Raw genomic sequence first — 20,377 nt, 5'->3', positions numbered from 1 at the left:
ACCGGCACCGGGCGACTCCGCTTCAGCCGCGCCAGGCCTCGGCGACCTGCTCCACCACGCTCGCCGCCTGCGCCCGGCCGGCCCGCGCCGACCCGGCCCGCGCGGCGGGGTCGAGCACGTTGCGGCCGATCGCCCGGCGGCTGTCCTCGTCCGGGGCGACGACGGCGACCCGCGCCACCATCCCGGTCACCTGGGCATCGACGCTGGCCATCGGGCCCACGCCCCGCGGGATCGGCGCGAGGACGACGACCCGGTCGCAGCCCTCGGCGAGGTCGGCGTTGGCCGCCGAGCGCATGCCGCCGTCGACGTAGCGGCGGCCGTCGATGGTCACCGGCGGATAGACCCCGGGCACCGCGCAGCTGGCCGCCACCGCCTGGAGCAGCGGGACACCGGACTCCCGGTCGAGGGGGCGGAACTCCCCGGTGTGCGCGTCGACCGCGGTGACCGTGAGCGGGCGGTCGGGCCACGTACGGCTTCCCAGCCGGCTGCCGATCACGTCCAGTCGCTCCTGCTCCGACGGCGTCAGGCCCGCCTTCTCCGCGGCCAGCGCGAGCGCGCCGACCCGCCGGCGGAAGTCGACGTCCTTACCGCGGCTGCGCAGCATGGCCCAGCCGTACCGGGCCAGCGCGGCGCGGGTCATGCGGGCGGCCTGCTCGCCGGTGGGCGGCTCGAGCTGGCGGGCGAACAGCGTCTCGAGGTCGGCTCCGCAGGTGACCTGGGCACCGACGACGGACCCGGCCGAGGTGCCGACGACGAGGTCCGCGCCGGTCAGGTCGACGCCCGCCTCGGCCAGCCCGGCGAGGAGGCCGATCTCCCACGCGATGCCGGTGATCCCGCCGCCGCCGAGGACGAGGGCCGCGCGCTGGTCACTCATGCCGCCATCCTCACCCACGGTGGCCTCTCGACACCCGTTGTGACGTGCGCCACGCTGAGGCTTCCGAGACGAGAGGACCCGCATGACCGCACCACAGGCCCCGTCGATCCCCGCCGCGACCAGCCGGCCGCCCGGCCTGCCACGCTCGCTGGACTACCCGGCGGTCCCGGTCGGCTCGATCCTGCGGGCGGCGGTGCGCCGCTGGGGCGACCGGCCGGCGTTCGTCGAGGACGACGTCCCGCTGACCTTCGGCGAGCTCGGCGCCCGGGCGCACGCGGTGGCGAACTGGCTGGCCGACTCCGGGGTCGGCCGCGGTGACGTCGTCGCCGTGCACCTCCCCAACTGCCGCCAGTACCCGGCCGTCTACTACGGGGTCCTCCTGGCCGGGGCGACCTTCTCCCCCACCAACCCGCTGCTGCCCGCGGCCGACCTCGCCGCGCAGCTCACCGACGCCGGCGCCCGCGTGCTCGTCACCTGGGACCAGGTCCTCCCCCTCGTGCGGACGGCGCTGGCCGGCACGTCCGTCGAGACCGTCGTCGTCACCGGGCAGGCGCACGTCGCCGACCTCGGCACCCGCCTCGACGGCCTGGCTCCCGGCGAGGTCGACCTCGCCCACCTGCTCGCCGCCGACCCCACCGACCGGCACCTGGACGCCGGCCTCGACCCGGCCGGCGACCTCGCGCACCTGGCCTACACCGGCGGCACGACCGGGGTCAGCAAGGGCGTGGAGCTGGTGCACCGCAACGTCGTCACCAACGTGCTGCAGTCGGCCTGCTGGGTGCACGGCGCGCTGCCGGAGCTCGACGCGGCCGGCGACGTCACCCTGCGCCAGGTGCTCGGCGCGGAGGAGCACCCGATCCGGCTCGGCGAGGGCCGGTTGATCAACCTCACGCCGTGGTTCCACGCGATGGGCGCGATCGGCTACCTCAACGGGCTGGTCCTGGCCGGGACGACGACGGTGGTCCACCGGCGCTTCGACCCCGTGCGCTACCTCGAGGACGCCGTCCGGTACCGCGTCACCAGCATCGGCGGCGCGCCCCCGGTGTTCGTCGCGCTGCTGCAGGTGCCCGGCATCGGGGACGCCGACCTGTCCGCCGTCCGCGGCGTGTCCAGCGGCGCCGCCCCGCTGCCGGTGCCGCTGATCGAGCGGCTGCGGACGCTGCTGCCGGGCGCCGTCATCGGCGAGGGCTACGGCCTCACCGAGGTGACCATGCAGGCCACCGGCAACCCGTCGTTCCGCTCCGGCACCCGCAAGCCGGGCACGGTCGGCGTCCCGGTCTTCGACACCGAGGTCAGCATCCGGCCGCTCGGCGGCGGGTCGCCGCTGCCGCCCGGCGAGCGCGGCGAGGTCTGCATCCGCGGGCCGCAGGTCATGCGCGGCTACGCCCGCCGCCCCGAGGCCACCGCCGAGGCGATCGACGCCGAGGGCTGGTTCCACTCCGGCGACGTCGGCGTCCTCGACGAGGACGGCTACCTGTCGATCGTCGACCGGACCAAGGACATGCTGCTCTACAAGGGCTACAACGTGTTCCCGCGCGAGCTCGAGGAGATCCTGTTCGGCCTGCCGGGGGTGGCCGGTGCCGCGGTGGTCGGCCGCCCCGACGACGAGGCCGGGGAGCTGCCGGTCGCCTACGTCGTCCGCCGCGGGGACGAGGCGGGGGCGGCGCTGACCGCCGGGGCGGTGATGGCCGCGGTCAACGAGCGGGTGACCCCCTACAAGCGGCTGCGCGACGTCGTCTTCATCGACGCGATCCCCGTCTCGGCCGCCGGCAAGGTGCTCAAGCGGGAGCTGGCCGCGCGCGAACGGGCGGCCGTCGCGGGCGGCTGACCGGCGCAGCCCTCACCCGGACGGGTGCGGCGCGCACGCGGACCGGCCGCGGCTCACTATCGTCCGCTGGGTGATCCGCGAGACCGGCGTGCCCGAGGACCCGCACACCGGCGTCCAGATCGCGCACGTCGAGGAGTCCCCCGTGCGCCAGGTCTGGCGCCGGGTCATCCTCGCCGCGTTCTTCCTCGGGCTGACCGTCCTCATCGTCTGGCTGGACCGCAACTCCTACCGCGACGGCGACGTGGTCGGCATCGGCCTGCTCGACGCCGTCTACTACGCGACGGTCACCCTCTCGACCACCGGCTACGGCGACATCACGCCGGTCACCGAGTCCGCCCGGCTGGTGAACATCCTGTTCATCACGCCGCTGCGGATCATGTTCCTCATCGTCCTCATCGGAACCACCCTGGAGGCGCTGACCGCGCGCTCCCGGGAGGAGTTCCGCATCCGTCGCTGGAGGTCCCGCGTGCGCCAGCACGTCATCGTGTGCGGCTACGGCACCAAGGGGCGCAGCGCGATCAAGTCGCTGCTGGCCAACGGCACCCCGCTGGAGCAGATCGTCGTCGTCGACCCCGAGCCGAGGGCGATCGACGAGGCCAACTCCGTCGGCCTGACCGGCATCGTCGGCGACGCCGGGCGCACCGAGGTGCTCCGGCGGGCCTCGGTGGAGCGGGCGCGGGCGGTCATCGTCGCGGCCAACCGGGACGACGCGTCGGTGCTCATCACCCTCACCGTCCGACAGCTCAACCCGAGCGTCCCGATCACCACGTCGGTGCGCGAGGAGGAGAACGCCAACCTGCTGCGCCAGTCGGGGGCGGACACGGTCATCACCACGTCGGCCACCTCGGGCCGGCTGCTCGGGCTCTCCACCGACGCCCCGAGGGTCGTCGCCGTCGTCGAGGACCTCGTGACCGGCGGGCAGGGGCTCGACCTGCAGCAGCGCCGGGTCACCGCGGGAGAGGTCGGGCTGGGTCCGCGCCAGCTGCGCGACGTCGTGCTGTCGGTGACCCGCGGAGGGCGGACGCTGCGGTTCGACGACCCCCTGATCGGCACCCTGCAGCCCGACGACGTGCTCGTGGTGGTCAAGTCGCACGCCAACCCGGGACAGATGCCGGCCGGCGGCCAGGCCGCCGCGGTCTGAACCTCAGCCGATCGTCAGCACCCACGTCTGCGTCGGCTCGTCCCGGCCGCGCAGCTCGACCACCGGGCCGGGCGCCCAGTAGACCGCCTCGTCCCCACCGGCGGCCCGGACCACGGCCTCACTGACCACGGCCCGGCCGGGGTGGTCCTTGGCGAGGTCGGTGAGCCGCGCCGCCTCGTTCACCGGGTCGCCGATCACCGTGTACTCCAGCCGGCGGGCCGCTCCCACCTGACCGGCCCACACCGGCCCGCAGGCCACCCCGAGGCCGACGTCGACCTCGCCGGCCGCAGCGACGGCGGTGCAGATCCGGCGGGCCGCGCGCAGCGCCGCACCGGCCGGGTCGGGGTGCTCGGCCGGGGCGCCGAAGACGCACAGCGCGGCGTCGCCCTCGAACTTGTTCACCAGCCCGCCCTCGTCCTCCACCGTGTCGACGACGACGGCGAAGAAGCGGTTGAGCAGGCCGACCATCTCCTCCGGCCCGGTGCGGCGCACCAGCGAGGTGGAGCCGGCGATGTCGACGAAGAGCGCGGCGACCGTGCGCACCTCGCCGCCCAGCGAGGCCCCGGTCGCCAGGGCCCGCTGGGCGACCGTCGTCCCGACGTGCCGGCCGAACAGGTCGCGCAGCCGCTCCCGCTCGGCCAGGCCGGCGGCCATCGTGTTGACGCCCTCCTGCAGGAGTCCGATCTCGCCGGCGTCGTCGACCGGGACGCGGACGTCGTGGTCGCCCTCCCCGATCCGCTGCACGGCCCGGCGCAGGTCGTGCAGCGGTCCGCCGACCGAGCGGGCGGTCAGCTGCGTGGCCACGACGCCGATCACGAGCGTGGCGAGGACGAGGAACACCACCGCCTCCTCGTTCGGCCCCTGGGGGTTGCTGGGATCGAGGAACAGCAGCGCCAGCCCGAGCAGGGGGACGCCGCTGGTCAGCACCCAGGTGAGCAGCAACCGCAGCCGGACGCCGAGCACCGGCGTCCCGGCCGGCGGGTGGGCGGCGAGGGCCTCGGCGGTGATCCGGCCGGACAGCCGGAGGGCGAGCAGGTAGCTGTGGCCGACCGCCGCGACCCCGCCGAGCAGCGCGGCCAGCCCGACGCGGAGCCCGACCAGCGAGAGCTGCGAGGCGAGCGCGCCGACCACCCCGACGACCAGGCCGCCCCCGATCCAGCCGACCCCCACCACGCTGGCGACGTCGACCGGCAGCCGCAGTGCCTGGGCGGCCTCCTCGGGGGTGGGGGGCCGCTCGGCGCGCAGCCAGGCCACGGTCAGCCGCTGGCGGCGCAGGACCGCCCGGACGCCGAGCGGCAGGGCCAGGGCGAGGTAGCCGACCGTGCTCAGGACGATGGCCACGCGGCCGCTCGGGTCGCGGGCGCCCGCCGAGAGACCGAGCAGCAGCAGTCCGAGGACGGCCAGCCCGAGCAGGTTGAAGACCAGGACGTGCCGGGCGACGACGGCCATGGCGCGGGGGTCGGGCGGCGCCGACCCGAGCCACAGCTGGACCCGGCCGAGGACGCGGCCGCTCACCGCTCCCCCGACGGGCCCACGCGCCGGCCGGTCACCAATCGGCCCGGGCGGCGGTCTCGGCCACCTGCGCCCGGTCGGCCTCCGCGCGCGCGGCGTCCTCCGGCCACTGCTCGACCAGCGCGGTCGCCCAGTCGGCCCAGTCGGCGACGAGCCGGTAGAAGTCGGTGAGGAACCGCCCGACCAGCATCTGCTCGGGCAGCCGCTCCGGGAACCGCCCGTCGCCGGAGGCGGCGGCCGCGGCGGCGGCACGGTTCTCCACGTTGCGCTCCTCCGCCCAGCGCCGGGCGGCGGCGAGCGTGGCCAGGGCATCGGCCGTCGTCCCGTGCTCGGCGAAGCTGAGCTTCAGCAGCTGCTCGAACTCGAGCACCGGCCCGCTGCCGGGTTCCCGGTGCCACGCGGCGAGGGCCTCGCGGCCCTCGGCGGTGATCGCGTAGACGGTGCGCGAACGCTGGCCGACCGCCTCCGAGCGGGCCGTGGCCAGCCCGTGGGCGACGAGCTTCTTCGGCTCCTCGTACAGCTTGCTCTGCGCGCGGGGCCACATCCGGCCCACGCTGCGGTCCATCTGGCGCGTGAGCTCGTAGGTGCTCCACGGTCGCACCGCCAGCAGGCTGAGGATGGCGTACGAGGTGGTGGTCAGCGCACCCGGGCTTGACATTTTCCTCCCTATGGGAGTATGCCATTCGACATAGTCCCCAAGGGAGCAGACTACCGCCGAGAAGGTGGAGACCATGGCGGAGACGACGACGCTCCGGATCGACCCCGGCAACGTCGAGCAGGCTCGGGCGTGGGACGGCGAGGAGGGCGCCCGCTGGGCCGCCTCCGCCGACCGGTACGACGACGCCCTGGGCGCGCACCACCCGGTGTTCATGGCCGCGGCGGGCATCACCGCCTCCGACGCCGTGCTCGACATCGGCTGCGGCACCGGCCGCACGACCCTCGACGCCGCGCGGCTCGGAGGGTCCGCGCTCGGGGTCGACCTGTCGGCGCGGATGCTGGAGGTGGCCCGGGCGCGCGCCCGGGCGGAGGGGCTGACCAACGTCACCTTCGAGCAGGCCGACGCCCAGATCCACCCCTTTCCGGCGGGCGCCCACGACGTCGCGCTCGGCCGGACGGCCGCCATGTTCCTCGCCGATCCGGTGGCCGGGCTCCGCAACGTGGGCCGGGCCTTGCGCCCGCACGGCCGTCTGGTCCTGCTGACCTGGCAGCCCGCCGTGCTCAACCAGTGGTTCACGTCCCTCACCACCGCACTGGCCGCGGGCCGGACCCTCCCGTCGCCACCGCCCGGCCGCCCGGGTCCCTTCGCGCTCAGCGACCCGGCGCGGATCCGCGCCGTCCTCTCCGCCGCCGGCTTCGCCGACCTGCGCGTCGAGCCGCTCGAGCGGCCGATGCGCTTCGGGCGGGACGCCGCCGACGCCGAGGGCTTCGTGCTCACCCAGCTCGGCTGGCTCCTGGCGGACCTGGACACTGCGCGGCGGGAGCAGGCGATGGCGGCGTTGCGGGCCTCCCTCGCCGCGCACGAGACGCCGGACGGCGTGACCTACGGTTCGGCGGCCTGGCTGGTGCGGGCCCGCCGGCCGGCCTGACTCACGCCCGCTCGAGGAGCTCCCGCAGACGGGCGAGGTCCTTGCGGTTGGCCCGCCGCATCGCCGTCGCCATGACCGGGCCGGCGACCCGGGAGAAGCCGCTCGGGCGGCCGCGGTTGCGCAGCGTCATGCGGGTGCTGCCGTCGTCCAGCGGCTCCCAGGTGTAGGTGGTCTCCATGGGGAACGGGCCGTCGGCCGTCCGCATGACCATCCGCCGGCCGGGCTCGAACTCGGTGACCTCGTAGGTGTAGGCCAGCCGCCGGCCGAGGAACGCGGCGACGAAGTCCATCTGCGAGCCGACCGCGACCGGCGGCGGCGTGCGCCACTCGACCGAGGAGATGTTGACGTACCACTCCGGGGCGTGGACCGGGTCCCCGGCGTAGCCGGCCACCACGTCGACCGGACGGCGGATCACCGTCCCGGTCACCACGTCGACGTCCCTGGCCATGCCCACCTCCGCGGGGCAGATGGTCCCGCGCGCGGCTTCCCCCGGTCCAGGCCGCAGCGCCGGCGTCCGGCGTCGTCAGACCAGGACGGCGTCCATGGCGTCGGCCTGGAGCACGAGGTCGGTCGCGGTGGTGAGCCAGCCGGCGACCAGGAGCAGCGGCCACGGCTGCTCGTCGTCCAGCGACGCCGTCGCCGCGCTGAGCGAGGCCTGGGCGATGGCCCTGCACGCCATGTTCCTCATGACGAGCTCCTTCCGTCGGGTACCCAGGGCATCGGCGGGGGCGGCGGGCGGCTGCAGTCGCGAAACGAGAACGTCATCCGCAGGAGTCAGACGTTGACCGGGCCCGGTGTGCGCGCGCAGCATCGGGCGGTGCTGCTCCTCCGACACCAGGACGTCGAGGGGCTCCTCGACGTCACCGAGCTGATCGACGCCCTCGCGACGGTCATGGTCGAGCTCTCCACCGGCCGTGCGTCCGTGCCACCGCGGGTCGCCGCGCGCGTGCCGGACCACGACGCCGTGCTGGCCGCGATGCCCGGCTACAGCCCTGCCCTGGGCGCGCTGACGGTCAAGGTGCTCTCCGTCTTCCCCCGCAACCCGACGCAGGAGGCCCCCACCCACCAGGCGCTGGTGGTGCTCCTCGACCCGGAGAACGGGACGCCCCGGGCGATCATGGACGGGAACACGATCACCGCGGCGCGGACCGCCGCCTGCTCCGCGCTGTCCATCCGGCTGCTCGCCCGGCCCGAGGCATCGGTCCTCGCCGTCCTCGGCACCGGCGTCCAGGCCCGCGCGCACGCGCTCGCCGCCGGCGCGGTCCGCGACCTCGAGGACGTGCGCATCGCCGGTCGGCGCCCCGAGCGGGCCGAGGCGCTCGCGGCCGAGCTTCAGGGCCGCGGGGTGCCGGCGCGGGCGGTGCCGACGGGCGAGGAGGCGGTGCGCGGCGCCTCGATCGTCTGCGCCACGACGGCGGCCGAGGAGCCGGTGGTCCGGCGCGAGTGGCTCGACGCCGGCGCGCACGTCACCTCGGTCGGGTACACCGCCACCGGCCGGGAGGTGGACGACGACACCGTCGCCGACGCGCTCGTGGTCGTCGAGCACCGGCACACCGCCTTCACGCCGTACCCGGTGGGCAGCAACGACCTCACCGAGCCGGCCGCGCGGGGGCTGATCGCCCCGGACGAGGTCGCCGAGATCGGTGAGCTGGTGGAGGGACGGCGTCCGGGGCGGACCTCCCCCGGCCAGCTCACGCTCTACAAGTCGGTGGGCGTCGCCGTCCAGGACGCGGCGGCCGCCGGCCTGGTCTACGCCGCGGCCCGCCGCCGGGGCGTGGGGCACCGGATCACGCTGTGACCTGAACTGCGGGCACCGCGACGTCCGGGTGACCACAGCGCGATCGCCCGACGTGGCCACCGAGGAGGACGGATGAGCGACCTGACGCACCAACGGTCGACGGTGCAGGCCCGGCAGGAAGGCCGGCTGGCCGACACCGGCATCGACCTCCGGTCCGATCCCCGGCTGCACCCGCGGTTGCGGGCGGCACTGGCGGCATTCGGCCTCGACGGTCACGCGGCTCCCCCACCCTTCGACCGGGGCGCCGCGCCGGACGCCGTCGCCGAGTTCGTCGGCCAGTCGCACGCGGCGTTCGAGGGGCTGTACGCGGCCCTGCCGAACGAGTGGCCCGGCGAAACGCCCTCCGGTGTCGCCCACCGGATCGAGACGGTGCGGGGTGTGGACGGCAACGAGATCCCTCTGCACGTCCGCCGCCCGGCCGGCACGGAGGAGCCGCTGCCGTGCACCGTCTACATCCACGGCGGCGGGATGACGATCCTCGACGCGCACAACCGGGTACACCGGCAGTGGAGCGAGGACCTCGCCGCGAGCGGCATGGTCGTGGTGACCGTCGGCTTCCGCAACGCCTGGACCCCCGAGGGGGCACACCCGTTCCCGGCCGGGCTCGACGACTGCAGCACTGCGCTGGACTGGATCCACGAGCACCGCGAGCAGCTGGGCGTCACCTCGATCGTGCTGCAGGGCGAGTCCGGTGGGGCGAACCTCGCGCTGGCCACCGCGCTCAAGGCCAAGAGGGACGGCCGGCTGGACCGCTTCGACGGCGTCTACGCGATGGTGCCGTACATCAGTGGCGGCTACGGCTGGGACCACGGGCGCAAGCTGCGTGAGCTGCCGTCGATGGTGGAGAACGACGGGCACTACCTCAACTGCGCGATGATGGACCTGCTGGTCGCGGTCTACGACCCGACCGGGGAGAACGCCGAGAACCCGCTCTGCTGGCCGTACTTCGCCACCGAGGCCGACGTCGAGGGGCTGCCGCCGCACGTCATCACGGTCAACGAACTCGACCCGTTGCGCGACGAGGGCATCGCCTACTTCCGCACGCTCCAGCGGGCCGGTGTGCCGGTCGTCGGCCGGGTCAACCTCGGCCTGACCCACGCCGCCGACATGTCCTTCCGCCAGGCGGTGGTCGAGGCCTACAAGGGGGCGGTCCGCGACATCCGCGGCTTCGCCGGCAGCCTCTGACCCGGCCTCCGCAGCCGGCCGGGGAGCAGGGCCTGTCCGTGGTGTGCCGATCGCGGCATGCTCCCCGCACATGAACGTCGATGCGGATCGCCGCTCGCCACCCTGTGTCCTGGTGATCTTCGGCGCCTCGGGGGACCTCACCGCCCGGAAGCTCCTGCCCGCGCTCGAACGGCTGGCCGGCTACGGGGCCCTCCCTCCGGAGGTCGCGCTGGTCGGCGTCGCCCGCACGCCCATGACCGACGAGGAGTTCGGCGACCTCTGCCGTCGCAGCGCGGCCGGCGAGGGGCACCCGAGGTGGCAGGCCCTGACCGCGGCAGCCCGCTACGTCCACGGCGGCTACGACGACCCGGCCACCTACTCGCGGCTGGCCGAGGTCCTGGCCGAGTGCGACGCCCGGCACGGGACCGCCGGCAACCGGGTCCACTACTTCGCCACGCCACCCCGCCTGTTCGGGCCGATCGCGCTGAGCCTGGGCAAGGCCGGCCTGTCCGTGCCGGAGGGCGACAGCTTCGTCCGCGCGGTCGTCGAGAAGCCGTTCGGCTGGGACGAGACCAGTGCCCGGGAGCTCTACGCGGACCTCTCGTCGGCCTTCGTCGAGGAGCAGATCTTCCGGATCGACCACTACCTGGCCAAGGAGACCGTGCAGAACCTGCTCGCGCTGCGCTTCGCGAACTCGATCTTCGAGCCGATCTGGAACCGGACCTGGGTCGACAACGTGCAGATCACCGTCGCCGAGACCCTGGGCGTCGGCGAGCGGGGCGGCTTCTACGAGACCACGGGCGCGATGCGCGACATCGTCCAGAACCACGTCCTGCAGGTCCTCTCGCTCTTCCTCATGGAACCGCCCACCTCGTTCCACGCCGAGGCGATCCGCGACGAGAAGGTGAAGCTGCTGCGGGCGATCCAGCCGCTGGACGACGAGGCCGAGATCGCGGCGAACGCGGTGCGCGGGCAGTACACCCGAGGCGGCACCCGCGAGGACCTCATGCCCGGGTACCGCGACGAGCCCGGGGTCGACCCGCTGAGCGCGACCGAGACGTTCGTGGCGATGCGGCTGGAGGTGCACAACTGGCGTTGGACCGGGGTGCCGGTCTACGTGCGGACCGGCAAGCGGCTGCCCGCGCGGATCACCGAGGTCGCCATGGAGTTCCACCGCCCCCCGCAGCTCCCGCTGTTCCCCGGCACGGCCGAGGGGCTGGAGCCCGACGCCCTCGTCGTGCGCGTGCAACCCGACGAGGGACTGAGCCTGCGCTTCGGCGCGAAGGTGCCCGGGCACGCCTTCCGGGTGCAGAAGGCGTCGATGGACTTCTCCTACCAGAGCTTCGAGGAGGAGTCGCCCGACGCCTACGAGCGGGTCATCCTCGACGCCCTGATCGGCGACCCCACCCTCTTCATCCGCGCCGACGAGGTCGCCCGGTCCTGGCGGATCGTCGACCCCGTGATGCAGTACTGGGCCCGCGACGAGCGGCCCATCCCGCTGTACCAGGCGGCCACGTGGGGTCCGCCGGAAGCCAACTCACTGATCTCCCGCTCCGGCCGCCGCTGGCGGCACTCGACCTGACGCCGGAGACGCTCACAGCGACGCCCGGGCCGCCGAGATCCCTCGGCGGCCCGGGCGTCGGCGTCCCAGCCACAAACAGTCGACACCGCCCCTTGTGTCGCGCACCACCCCTGCGTACCGTTGTACCTGTAAGAGAACGTACCGCTCGTTTATCGAACGACACCGGATCAGGAGCCTCCATGGCCGCCAAGCCCTTCGCCTCCTCCGCCGACCTGGGCGTGAAGGAGCAGACCCTCGAGGTGCTCGCCGACGGCGTGTACGCGCTGACCGCGGAGGGCGACCCGAACCTGGGCGCCATCGAGGGCGAGGACTTCCTCGTCTGCTTCGAGGCGCTGGCCACGCCGGTCGCCGCCCGCCGCTGGCTGGCCAAGCTGCGCGAGCACACCGACAAGCCGGTGCGCTACCTGGTGCTGTCCCACTACCACGCCGTCCGCGTGCTGGGCGCGAGCGCCTTCGACGCCGAGATCATCGTCAGCTCCGAGCAGACCCGCGACCTGATCGCGGAGCGCGGCCAGCAGGACTGGGAGAGCGAGTACGGCCGGATGCCGCGGCTGTTCGAGGAGCCGGAGTCCATCCCCGGCCTGACCTGGCCGACGATGACCTTCCGCGACAAGCTGACCATCGAGCTCGGCGGCGACCGCGGCGAGCTGGTGCTGGAGTTCCTGGGCCGCGGGCACACCGAGGGCGACATCGTCGCCTGGCTGCCCAAGCAGGAGATCGTCTTCGCCGGCGACCTGGTGGAGTCCCAGGCGGCCCTCTACACCGGCGACGCGTTCCACTTCGACTGGGCCGCCGGCACCCTCGACCGGGTCAAGGCCCTCGGCGCGCGCACGCTCATCGGCGGCCGGGGCGCCATCGCCCGCGGCCGCGACCAGGTGGACGCCGCCATCGAGCAGACCCGCGACTTCCTGCTCACCATGCAGCGCACCGTCGGCGACGCGCACCGCTCCGGCGGCACCCTCAAGGACGCCTTCGCCGCCACCCACGAGGCCCTCGCCCCCAAGTACGGCAACTGGCCGATCTTCGAGCACTGCCTGCCCTTCGACGTGCAGCGGCTCTGGGACGAGTACTCCGGCATCGAGCGGCCGGTCATCTGGACCGCCGAGCGCGACCGCCAGGTCTGGGACGAGCTGCAGGGATGAGGCCCTCGATGACCCCCACCTCCCCCGTGCTGGTCATCGGCGCCGGTCCGGTCGGCCAGACCACCGCGCTGCTGCTGGCCCGGTGGGGCCTGCCGGTCGTGGTCCTCGACGGCCGCCCCGAACGGGACATGATCGGCAGCAAGGCGATCTGCCAGCAGCGCGACGTGATCGACGTGTGGGACGCCGTCGGCGTGGGCGCGGAGGTGGCCCGCCGCGGCGTCACCTGGACCACGGCGCGGACCTTCCACCACGACCGCGAGCTGTTCAACTTCCAGTTCGCCGACCGCGGGAAGTCCCCGTTCCCGCCGTTCGTGAACATCTCGCAGTGCGAGACCGAGCGGCTGCTCGACGAGCGGATCGCGGCCGAGCCGCTGATCGACGTCCGCTGGGGGCACCGGGTCACCGGCATCCGGCAGGACGACACCGGCGTGACGGTGACCTGCGCGGACGGGCAGTCCGTGCGCGGGTCCTACGCCGTCGCCTGCTCCGGGCCGCGCAGCGACGAGGTGCGGGCCGCACTCGGCCTCTCCTTCGAGGGCGAGACGTTCGAGGACTACTTCCTCATCTGCGACATCCGCACCGATCTCCCCGGCTGGGAGACCGAGCGCCGCTTCTACTTCGACCCGGAGTGGAACCCCGGCCGCCAGGTGCTCATCCACCCCTGCCCGGACTCCACCTTCCGCATCGACTGGCAGGTGCCGCCGGACTTCGACCTGGCCGCCGAGGAGGCCTCCGGCGGCCTGGACCGGCGGATCCGGCAGGTGATCGGCGACCGCGACCACGCGATCGTGTGGAAGTCGGTCTACCGGTTCCACTCCCGGGTGGTCGACCGGATGCGGGTCGGCCGGGTGCTGGTCGCCGGCGACGCGGCGCACCTGGTCTCCCCCTTCGGCGCCCGCGGGCTGAACTCCGGGGTGCTCGACGCCGAGAACGCCGCCTGGAAGATCGCCTTCGTCCTCCGCGGCTGGGCGCCCGAGTCGCTCCTGGACAGCTACCACGACGAGCGGCACGCGGCGGCGCTGGAGAACATCGAGGTCACCGGGGCGACGATGCGGTTCCTGGTGCCCGGCAGCGAGGCCGACGCCCGGCACCGGCTCGACGTCCTGGAACGGGCCGCGACCGATCCCGCCGCCCGGGCCGAGGTCGACTCCGGCCGGCTGGCCGAGCCCTTCTGGTACGTCGACTCCCCGCTGACCACGCCCGACGAGCGCCGCCCCTTCCCCGGCCGGCCCGCCCGCGGCGACGTCCCGGTGCCCGCGCCGGGCGTCCTGGTGCCCGACTGCCCGGTCACCGTGCCCGGCCGGCCGGACGTCGTCCGGCTGCGCCAGCTCGCCCGGTCCGGCGTCACCGTGCTCGTGGGGGACGACGCGCCGCTGCCCGAGGTCCCGCTCGGCGACGTGCCCGTTGCGGTGCACCGCGTTCGCGACCTCGATCCCGGCCCCACGCTCCGGGAGGCCCTCGACGTCCGCCCGGACGAGATCTGGGTGCTGCGCCCCGACGGCCACGTGGCCGCCGTCCTGACCCGCGCCGCCGACGTCGCCCCCGCGGTGTCCCGGCTGCTCGCCCGTCCCGTCCCCAGCCCCGTCCCCGCGTAACCCGACCGACCCAGGGGCAGAAATGGCCATTTCTGCCCTCTCCGCAGGAGGCACCCCATGGCGTTCTACCGACAGGTGGGCAGCGTCCCGCCGAAGCGGCACACCCAGCACCGCCGTCCCGACGGCGGCCTGTACTCCGAGGAGCTGATCGGCGAGGAGGGCTTCTCCTCGGACTCCTCCCTGCTCTACCACCGCGGGATCCCCTCGGCGATCGTCGACGCCCGGCCGTGGGAGCTGCCCGACCAGACCCTGACCGCCAACAGCCCGCTGGTGCCCCGGCACCTGAAGCTGCACGACCTGTTCCCCGACCAGGAGCACAAGGCCACCGACCCGGTCACCGGCCGGCGGCTGGTGCTGGGCAACGCCGACGTCCGCATCTCCTACGCGGTGTCCTCGGCCACCTCGCCGTACTACCGCAACGCCACCGGCGACGAGTGCGTGTACGTCGAGCGCGGCGCCGCGACCGTGGAGACGGTGTTCGGCGCCCTGGACGTGGGCCAGGGCGACTACGTGATCCTGCCGCGGGCCACCACCCACCGCTGGATCCCCACCGGCGCCGAGCCGCTGCGCACCTACGCGATCGAGGCCAACTCCCACATCGCCCCGCCCAAGCGCTACCTGTCCCGCTACGGTCAGTTCCTCGAGCACGCCCCGTTCTGCGAGCGCGACCTGCGGGCACCGGTGCAGCCGCTGACCGCCGAGGGCAGCGACGTCGAGGTGTACGTCAAGCACCGCGGGCCCGGCCCCGGCGGGCTCGCCGGCACCGTCCACGTCATCCCGGAGCACCCGTTCGACGTGGTCGGCTGGGACGGCTGCCTCTATCCCTACGCGTTCAACATCGCCGACTACGAGCCGATCACCGGCCGGGTGCACCAGCCGCCGCCGGTGCACCAGGTCTTCGAGGGCGCCAACTTCGTGGTCTGCAACTTCGTGCCGCGCAAGGTCGACTACCACCCGCTCGCGGTGCCGGTGCCCTACTACCACTCCAACGTCGACTCCGACGAGGTCATGTTCTACGTCGACGGCGACTACGAGGCGCGCAAGGGCTCGGGCATCGGCAAGGGCTCCATCAGCCTGCACCCCGGCGGGCACGCCCACGGCCCGCAGCCGGGTGCGGTGGAGAAGTCCCTCGGGGTGGAGTTCTTCGACGAGACCGCGGTCATGGTCGACACCTTCCGCCCGCTGGACCTCGGCGAGGCCGGCACCGCCGCAGACGACGGCAGCTACGCCTGGACGTGGTCGGGGCGGGGGCCTTCGGCATGAGCAACCCCCACGAAGACGCTCCGCCGGCGCTCCACGTCTCCGCGGGGACCCCGAGGCCGTGGCTGGACCTCCCTCCCGGCACCGGCTTCGGGCTCGGCAACCTGCCCTACGGCGTCTTCTCCACACCCGGCAGCGCGCCGCGGACCGGCGTCGCGATCGGGGACTCGGTCCTCGACCTCGCCGCCGCCACCGGGGACGGCGTGCACGCCACCGGCTCGCTCAACGCCTTCATGGCCCGCGGCCCGCAGGCGTGGGCGGACCTCCGGGCGCAGCTGACGGAGTGGTTCACCGGCGAGGCGCACCGGGCGACGGTGCAGCCGCACCTGGTGCCGCGGACCGAGACGACGATGCACCTGCCGGTGGAGGTGGCCGACTACGTCGACTTCTACAGCTCGCAGCACCACGCGGAGAACCTCGGGACGATGTTCCGGCCCGACTCCGCGGCGCTGACGCCGAACTGGAAGCACCTGCCGATCGGCTACCACGGCCGCTCCGGCACCGTGCAGGTCTCGGGCACCCCCGTCGTCCGGCCCAGCGGGCAGCGCAAGGGCGCGGCCGACGACGCCCCGACGTTCGGCCCCTCCCAGCGGCTGGACATCGAGGCCGAGGTCGGCTTCGTCGTCGGCACGCCGTCGGAGCTCGGCCGGCCGGTGCCCGTGGCCGACTTCCCGCAGCACGTCTTCGGCGTCTGCCTGGTGAACGACTGGTCCGCCCGCGACATCCAGGCCTGGGAGTACGTGCCGCTGGGGCCGTTCCTCGGCAAGTCCTTCCTCACCTCGGTCTCGCCCTGGGTGGTGCCGCTGGCCGCGCTGGAAGCCGCCCGGGTCGCGGCACCGGCCCGCGACGTGCCGCTGCTGCCCTACCTCGACGACACCGACTCCCCCTGGGGCCTGGACCTCACCCTCGAGGTCCGGCTCAACGGCGAGCTGATCAGCTGCCCGCCGTTCGGGCAGCTGTACTGGACGCCGGCCCAGCAGCTCGCGCACATGACGGTCAACGGCGCCTCCCTGCGCACCGGCGACCTCTACGCCTCGGGCACCGTCTCCGGCCCCGAGCGCGACCAGCGCGGGTCGTTCATCGAGCTGTCCTGGGGCGGCAAGGAACCGCTGACCCTCGCCGACGGCTCCACCCGCACGTTCCTCGCCGACGGCGACGAGGTGGTCATCAGCGCCACCGCCCCCGGGCCGGACGGCACCCGGCTGTCGTTCGGCGAGGTCACCGGACGCGTGCAGGCGGCGCGGTGAGCCTGCCCGCCGTTCCCGAAGCGCAGCACGCCTCCCCCACCACACCGAAGGGCACGATGACCACCTACGAGACCCTGCTGGCCGGCGTCACCGACCCCGACGGCCGCGAGATCCTCGACCCGGCGACCGGCGAGGTCGTCGGCCGCGCGCCCGGCCACTCGGTCGAGGACCTCGACGGCGCCGTCGCCCGCGCCCGCGCCGCCCAGCCGGCGTGGGCCGCCCGCACCGACGCCGACCGGATCGACCTGCTGCTGCGCGCGGCGGACGCGGTCGAGGCGGCGGCCGAACCCCTCGCCGAGCTGCTGTCCCGTGAGCAGGGCAAGCCCCTCAACGGCCCCAACGCCCGCTTCGAGGTCGGCGCCTGCGCCGCCTGGCTGCGCGCCACCGCGGCCACCGAGCTGCCGGTCGAGACCGTGCTCGACGACGCCGACACCCACGCCGAGCTGCGCTACCGGCCGGTCGGCGTCGTGGGCGCCATCGGACCGTGGAACTGGCCGATGATGATCACCATCTGGCAGGTCGCCCCCGCCCTGCGGATGGGCAACACCGTCGTGGTCAAACCGTCGGAGTACACCCCGCTGAGCGTGCTGGCGCTGGTGGACGTGCTGAACGGCGTGCTGCCCGACGACGTGCTCACGGCCGTCGCCGGCGGCGGCGACGTGGGCGCGCGGCTGTCGGCGCACCCCGGCGTCGACAAGCTGGTGTTCACCGGCTCCACCGCCACCGGCCAGGCGATCATCAGGAGCTCGGCCGACACCGTGAAGCGGCTGACCCTCGAGCTCGGTGGCAACGACGCCGGCATCGTGCTGCCCGACGTCGACCCGCGGGCGATCGCGCAGGACCTGTTCTGGGGCGCCTTCATCAACACCGGCCAGACGTGTGCCGCGCTCAAGCGGCTGTACGTGCACGCCGACGTCTACGACGAGGTCTGCGAGGCCCTCGTCGAGACCGCGCGGGAGATGCCGATGGGCCGCGGGCTGGAGGAGCAGAACGTGCTCGGCCCGCTGCAGAACCGCGCGCAGTACGAGATCGTCGCCCGGCTGGTCGACGCCGCGCGCGAGGCCGGCGCCAAGGTCCTCCTCGGCGGCGACCCCGACCCCGACGCCCCCGGCCACTTCTACCCGGCCACGATCGTGAGCGACGTGGACGACGACAACCCGCTGGTGGCCGAGGAGCAGTTCGGCCCCGCGCTGCCGATCGTCCGCTACGAGGACCTCGACCACGCCGTCGCCATGGCCAACGCGCTGGACGTCGGCCTCGGGGCCTCGGTGTGGAGCAGTGACCGCGAGGCGGCCCGCGCCGTGGCCGCCCGGCTCGAGGCCGGCACCGTGTGGATCAACTCCCACGGCGGCGTGCACCCGATGATCCCCTTCGGCGGGGTCAAGAAGTCCGGCTACGGGCTGGAGTTCGGCGCGGAGGGCCTCAAGTCGGTGGCCGTGCCGCAGGTGATCAACGGCTGACCGACGACGGCGTGGAGCGGCGCGACGGTCGACGTCGTCACGCGCCGGTGCGCCCGGTGCCTCAGGGCCGCCACTCCTCGCGGTACCGCGAGTGCGCGGCGTACGGCAGAGCCAGCAGGCGCAGGACGTCGCCGGTCGCGGCCCAGGCTGCGTGCAGCTCGCGACGGAGCGGGTCGCTCCCGGGGTGGCCGACAGCCGCTCCTCCCACCCTCGGTACCCGGCCACGATGCGCCGCTTGGCGTCGCACTCGGCCAGGAGGCGGTCCGGTACACCGTCGGCCGGTGCCCCGTCGGCGACGGCGAAGACCGAGTCGATGCCCTCGCGCACCCCGGGGTCGAGCGTGGCGCGGTCGGCGTCGGTGACCTTGGCCCAGAGCTCGGCGAGCTGGACTGCGATCGCTTCGTCCTCGGCGATGCGGGCCAGCAGGAAGTCGGCGAGGGCGCTCACGTGCTCATCCTGCCGCCACGGGCGCAGACGCACGGAGGGCCCGGTCGGGTGACCGGGCCCTCCGTGATGGAGCTGCGTGAGCCGGCGGAACTCAGGCCGACAGGCCGGCGACGTCGGTTGCCTCCGCCCGACCCGTGGCCAGCGAGACCGCGGCGCCGAGCGACCTCGCCCGACTGCCCGACGGGACGGGGGCCTGCCACGCCACGAACCCGTCAGGACGGACGAGGACCGCACCCCGCGCTCCGACGCCGTACCGGAGGGCGAGGGAGCCGTCCGGGTCGGGCAGGTCCGGTCCGAACCTGAACGCCGCGAGCGGCAGGCCTCCCGACGCCAGCCGTTCGGCGGCAGCGCACCAGTCGCCGCCCGCCGAGCCGGTGAGCAGCGTCAGCCGCCCGTCGAACAGGTCGAGGGTGGACACCCGGCGACCGGTCACGTCCAGCCAGGCGTGCGGTGCACGGCGACCGGGGGTGGCGCGTTCGCCGACCGTCGCCGGTGGTTCGACGTGCTCGGTCGGCGCGATGACGGCCGAGACATAGGTGACGCCGAAGTCCTCGAGGCCCGACGCCTCGTGCGCTCCCTCCCGCTGCTGCAGTGACCGCAGGCCGTTGGCCAAGCCCACCGGGCGTCGCTCCTCCTCGTACGTGTCGAGCAGTGCCTCGTCGGCCCATCCGCGCAGCACCCACGCGAGCTTCCACGCCAGGTTGTGCGCCGCCGCCACACCCGTGTTCATGCCGGTGGCCCGCCGCGGCGAGGTCCGGGTGGCCGCGTCGCCCACGAGGAAGACCGGCCCCCTGCGGAACCGTGCGGCGATCTCGGCGCCGAAGACCCACTCGAACGTGCCCTGCAGCTCGACGTCGAGCTCCGGGAGACCGGCCGAGGCGCGGATGCGTTCGACCAGTTGCTCGGGCGTGGGTGTCGTCGGGTCGCCGTCGCCCGGCTCCCAGCCGTACCCCCACCGGTCCCGTCCCGACGCGACGAAGAGCGCCTCCGCCCCCGGCCTGGTCACCCAGTACAGGGCGAACGGCGGATCGGAGACCACCCTCCCGAGATCGGCGCCGAACAGCGCCGTCAGCTGCCGGCCCTCCGAACCGAGGCTCTCCATCTCGATGCCGAGGGCACGGCGGACCGTGCTCCGGGGGCCGTCCGCGCCGACGAGGTACCGGGCGCGGACGTCGTACTCGGCGGCCGACCCCGACCGCGAGCGGAGCGTCGCCCGCACGCCGTCGCCGTCGACCTCGAAGCCGACCAGTTCCGTTCCGAACCGCACGTGCCCGCCGCGGTCCTGCACGTGCTCGAGCAGCACCGGTTCGAGGTGGTCCTGCGGGACGAACGCGAACGGCGCCGGGCTCATCGTGGAGACGTACTGGGCGGCGGGTGCGCCCAGCGACTCCACGGCGACCACGGGAGCGGCCAGGACGGGGGCGATCCCCAGCTCCAGCCGGACGTCCTGCCCGGCCGAGTACACGCGCTGGTCCAGGCCCCAGGACCGGAGGATCTCCATGGTCCGCGGCCGGACGCCGGCCGCCTTCGGGAAGATCGACGTACCGGGGTGCTTCTCCACGACGAGGACCCGGATGCCGGCACGGGCCAGGCCGGCAGCGGTGGTGAGGCCGGCGGGGCCGGCGCCGACGACGACGACGTCGTACTGCTCGAGGTGTGACACCACGACACTGCTCTCCCTGTCCGTGGGGATGTGGTCCTCCCACGGTCGCCGCCGGGACCCGCCGTCGGATCCGTACCG

General features: G+C 74.2%; 18 protein-coding genes and 1 pseudogene. 11 read left to right on the top strand and 8 right to left on the bottom strand.

All coding sequences use genetic code 11. The features are described 5' to 3' along the window. Positions 1–22 precede the first annotated feature (22 nt). Entirely contained in the window at positions 23–874 is an 852-nt protein-coding gene (locus MY526_RS01250; protein WP_436691384.1) for a patatin-like phospholipase family protein, read from the bottom strand. Between the two features lie 82 nt (positions 875–956). Here MY526_RS01250 and MY526_RS01245 point away from each other — a divergent pair, with 82 nt between their 5' ends. Both MY526_RS01245 and MY526_RS01240 read left to right on the top strand, forming a co-directional pair. Continuing rightward, a complete protein-coding gene (locus MY526_RS01245) occupies positions 957–2,702 on the top strand; it encodes a class I adenylate-forming enzyme family protein (RefSeq protein ID WP_436703041.1) in 1,746 nt (581 codons plus the stop codon). A gap of 70 nt (positions 2,703–2,772) precedes the next feature. Then, complete coding sequence (locus MY526_RS01240; RefSeq protein ID WP_436691382.1) at positions 2,773–3,843, top strand: potassium channel family protein; 1,071 nt, start codon at positions 2,773–2,775, stop codon at positions 3,841–3,843. A 3-nt stretch (positions 3,844–3,846) separates the two neighbouring features. On the opposite strand, the gene MY526_RS01235 is transcribed toward MY526_RS01240, so the two are convergent. Then, a complete protein-coding gene (locus tag MY526_RS01235; protein ID WP_436691381.1) occupies positions 3,847–5,358 on the bottom strand; it encodes an adenylate/guanylate cyclase domain-containing protein in 1,512 nt (503 codons plus the stop codon). 31 nt (positions 5,359–5,389) lie between these two features. Then, the gene (locus tag MY526_RS01230) at positions 5,390–6,013 is read right to left on the bottom strand and encodes a PadR family transcriptional regulator (RefSeq protein WP_436691380.1); all 624 of its coding nucleotides are present in this window, start codon (positions 6,011–6,013) and stop codon (positions 5,390–5,392) included. Between the two features lie 73 nt (positions 6,014–6,086). On the opposite strand from MY526_RS01230, the gene MY526_RS01225 reads away from it, so the two are divergent. Next, the gene (locus MY526_RS01225) at positions 6,087–6,941 is read left to right on the top strand and encodes a class I SAM-dependent methyltransferase (RefSeq protein WP_436691379.1); all 855 of its coding nucleotides are present in this window, start codon (positions 6,087–6,089) and stop codon (positions 6,939–6,941) included. Between the two features lies 1 nt (position 6,942). Here MY526_RS01225 and MY526_RS01220 read toward each other — a convergent pair whose 3' ends face one another. After that, positions 6,943–7,389: an SRPBCC family protein gene (locus tag MY526_RS01220; RefSeq protein ID WP_436703040.1), complete on the bottom strand. Its 447-nt coding sequence runs from the start codon at positions 7,387–7,389 to the stop codon at positions 6,943–6,945. A 75-nt stretch (positions 7,390–7,464) separates the two neighbouring features. Next, the gene (locus MY526_RS01215; RefSeq protein WP_436691377.1) at positions 7,465–7,629 is read right to left on the bottom strand and encodes a hypothetical protein; all 165 of its coding nucleotides are present in this window, start codon (positions 7,627–7,629) and stop codon (positions 7,465–7,467) included. A gap of 129 nt (positions 7,630–7,758) precedes the next feature. Here MY526_RS01215 and MY526_RS01210 point away from each other — a divergent pair, with 129 nt between their 5' ends. The 8 genes from MY526_RS01210 to MY526_RS01175 all read left to right on the top strand — a co-directional run bounded on the left by MY526_RS01210 (position 7,759) and on the right by MY526_RS01175 (position 18,189). Then, complete coding sequence (locus MY526_RS01210) at positions 7,759–8,739, top strand: ornithine cyclodeaminase family protein (protein WP_436691376.1); 981 nt, start codon at positions 7,759–7,761, stop codon at positions 8,737–8,739. A 72-nt stretch (positions 8,740–8,811) separates the two neighbouring features. Next, entirely contained in the window at positions 8,812–9,924 is a 1,113-nt protein-coding gene (locus tag MY526_RS01205) for an alpha/beta hydrolase fold domain-containing protein (protein ID WP_436703039.1), read from the top strand. A 70-nt stretch (positions 9,925–9,994) separates the two neighbouring features. Further along, on the top strand, positions 9,995–11,485 hold the full coding sequence (gene zwf, locus MY526_RS01200; protein ID WP_436691374.1) for a glucose-6-phosphate dehydrogenase: 1,491 nt from the start codon (positions 9,995–9,997) through the stop codon (positions 11,483–11,485). 179 nt (positions 11,486–11,664) lie between these two features. Next, a complete protein-coding gene (locus MY526_RS01195; protein WP_436691373.1) occupies positions 11,665–12,627 on the top strand; it encodes an MBL fold metallo-hydrolase in 963 nt (320 codons plus the stop codon). 8 nt (positions 12,628–12,635) lie between these two features. Beyond that, entirely contained in the window at positions 12,636–14,222 is a 1,587-nt protein-coding gene (locus MY526_RS01190) for an FAD-dependent monooxygenase (protein ID WP_436703038.1), read from the top strand. A 57-nt stretch (positions 14,223–14,279) separates the two neighbouring features. Beyond that, positions 14,280–15,485: a homogentisate 1,2-dioxygenase gene (locus MY526_RS01185; RefSeq protein WP_436691371.1), complete on the top strand. Its 1,206-nt coding sequence runs from the start codon at positions 14,280–14,282 to the stop codon at positions 15,483–15,485. Further along, positions 15,482–16,729, top strand: a complete 1,248-nt coding sequence (gene fahA / locus MY526_RS01180) for a fumarylacetoacetase (protein ID WP_436691370.1) — start codon at positions 15,482–15,484, stop codon at positions 16,727–16,729. Before MY526_RS01185 ends, fahA begins: the two co-directional genes overlap by 4 nt. After that, on the top strand, positions 16,726–18,189 hold the full coding sequence (locus MY526_RS01175) for an aldehyde dehydrogenase family protein (protein WP_436691369.1): 1,464 nt from the start codon (positions 16,726–16,728) through the stop codon (positions 18,187–18,189). The genes fahA and MY526_RS01175 overlap by 4 nt, the downstream gene beginning before the upstream one ends. Positions 18,190–18,250: 61 nt before the next feature. Here the strand turns inward: MY526_RS01175 and MY526_RS01170 are convergent, their stop codons facing one another. The 3 genes and pseudogenes from MY526_RS01170 to MY526_RS01160 form a co-directional block, all read right to left on the bottom strand. Further along, positions 18,251–18,397, bottom strand: a complete 147-nt coding sequence (locus MY526_RS01170; protein ID WP_436703037.1) for a DUF6221 family protein — start codon at positions 18,395–18,397, stop codon at positions 18,251–18,253. A gap of 20 nt (positions 18,398–18,417) precedes the next feature. Further along, positions 18,418–18,636: pseudogene (locus MY526_RS01165) on the bottom strand (DUF6221 family protein); the annotation flags it as partial. A gap of 91 nt (positions 18,637–18,727) precedes the next feature. Further along, positions 18,728–20,302, bottom strand: a complete 1,575-nt coding sequence (locus MY526_RS01160; protein ID WP_436703036.1) for an FAD-dependent oxidoreductase — start codon at positions 20,300–20,302, stop codon at positions 18,728–18,730. Between the last annotated feature and the right edge of the window lie 75 nt (positions 20,303–20,377).

This window comes from Geodermatophilus sp. CPCC 205761 (assembly GCF_051383655.1).
In the GTDB taxonomy this organism is placed as follows: domain Bacteria; phylum Actinomycetota; class Actinomycetes; order Mycobacteriales; family Geodermatophilaceae; genus Geodermatophilus.
This window is presented reverse-complemented; position numbering and strand designations above follow the sequence as displayed.

Bases quoted from the DNA above. Each gene is read 5' to 3' on its own strand.
- MY526_RS01185 (WP_436691371.1), top strand. From the start codon at position 14,280: ATGGCGTTCTACCGACAGGTGGGCAGCGTCCCGCCGAAGCGGCACACC.
- MY526_RS01250 (WP_436691384.1), bottom strand. From the start codon at position 874: ATGAGTGACCAGCGCGCGGCCCTCGTCCTCGGCGGCGGCGGGATCACC.
- MY526_RS01205 (WP_436703039.1), top strand. From the start codon at position 8,812: ATGAGCGACCTGACGCACCAACGGTCGACGGTGCAGGCCCGGCAGGAA.
- MY526_RS01230 (WP_436691380.1), bottom strand. From the start codon at position 6,013: ATGTCAAGCCCGGGTGCGCTGACCACCACCTCGTACGCCATCCTCAGC.
- MY526_RS01190 (WP_436703038.1), top strand. From the start codon at position 12,636: ATGACCCCCACCTCCCCCGTGCTGGTCATCGGCGCCGGTCCGGTCGGC.
- fahA (WP_436691370.1), top strand. From the start codon at position 15,482: ATGAGCAACCCCCACGAAGACGCTCCGCCGGCGCTCCACGTCTCCGCG.
- MY526_RS01220 (WP_436703040.1), bottom strand. From the start codon at position 7,389: ATGGCCAGGGACGTCGACGTGGTGACCGGGACGGTGATCCGCCGTCCG.
- MY526_RS01215 (WP_436691377.1), bottom strand. From the start codon at position 7,629: ATGAGGAACATGGCGTGCAGGGCCATCGCCCAGGCCTCGCTCAGCGCG.
- zwf (WP_436691374.1), top strand. From the start codon at position 9,995: ATGAACGTCGATGCGGATCGCCGCTCGCCACCCTGTGTCCTGGTGATC.
- MY526_RS01245 (WP_436703041.1), top strand. From the start codon at position 957: ATGACCGCACCACAGGCCCCGTCGATCCCCGCCGCGACCAGCCGGCCG.
- MY526_RS01195 (WP_436691373.1), top strand. From the start codon at position 11,665: ATGGCCGCCAAGCCCTTCGCCTCCTCCGCCGACCTGGGCGTGAAGGAG.
- MY526_RS01225 (WP_436691379.1), top strand. From the start codon at position 6,087: ATGGCGGAGACGACGACGCTCCGGATCGACCCCGGCAACGTCGAGCAG.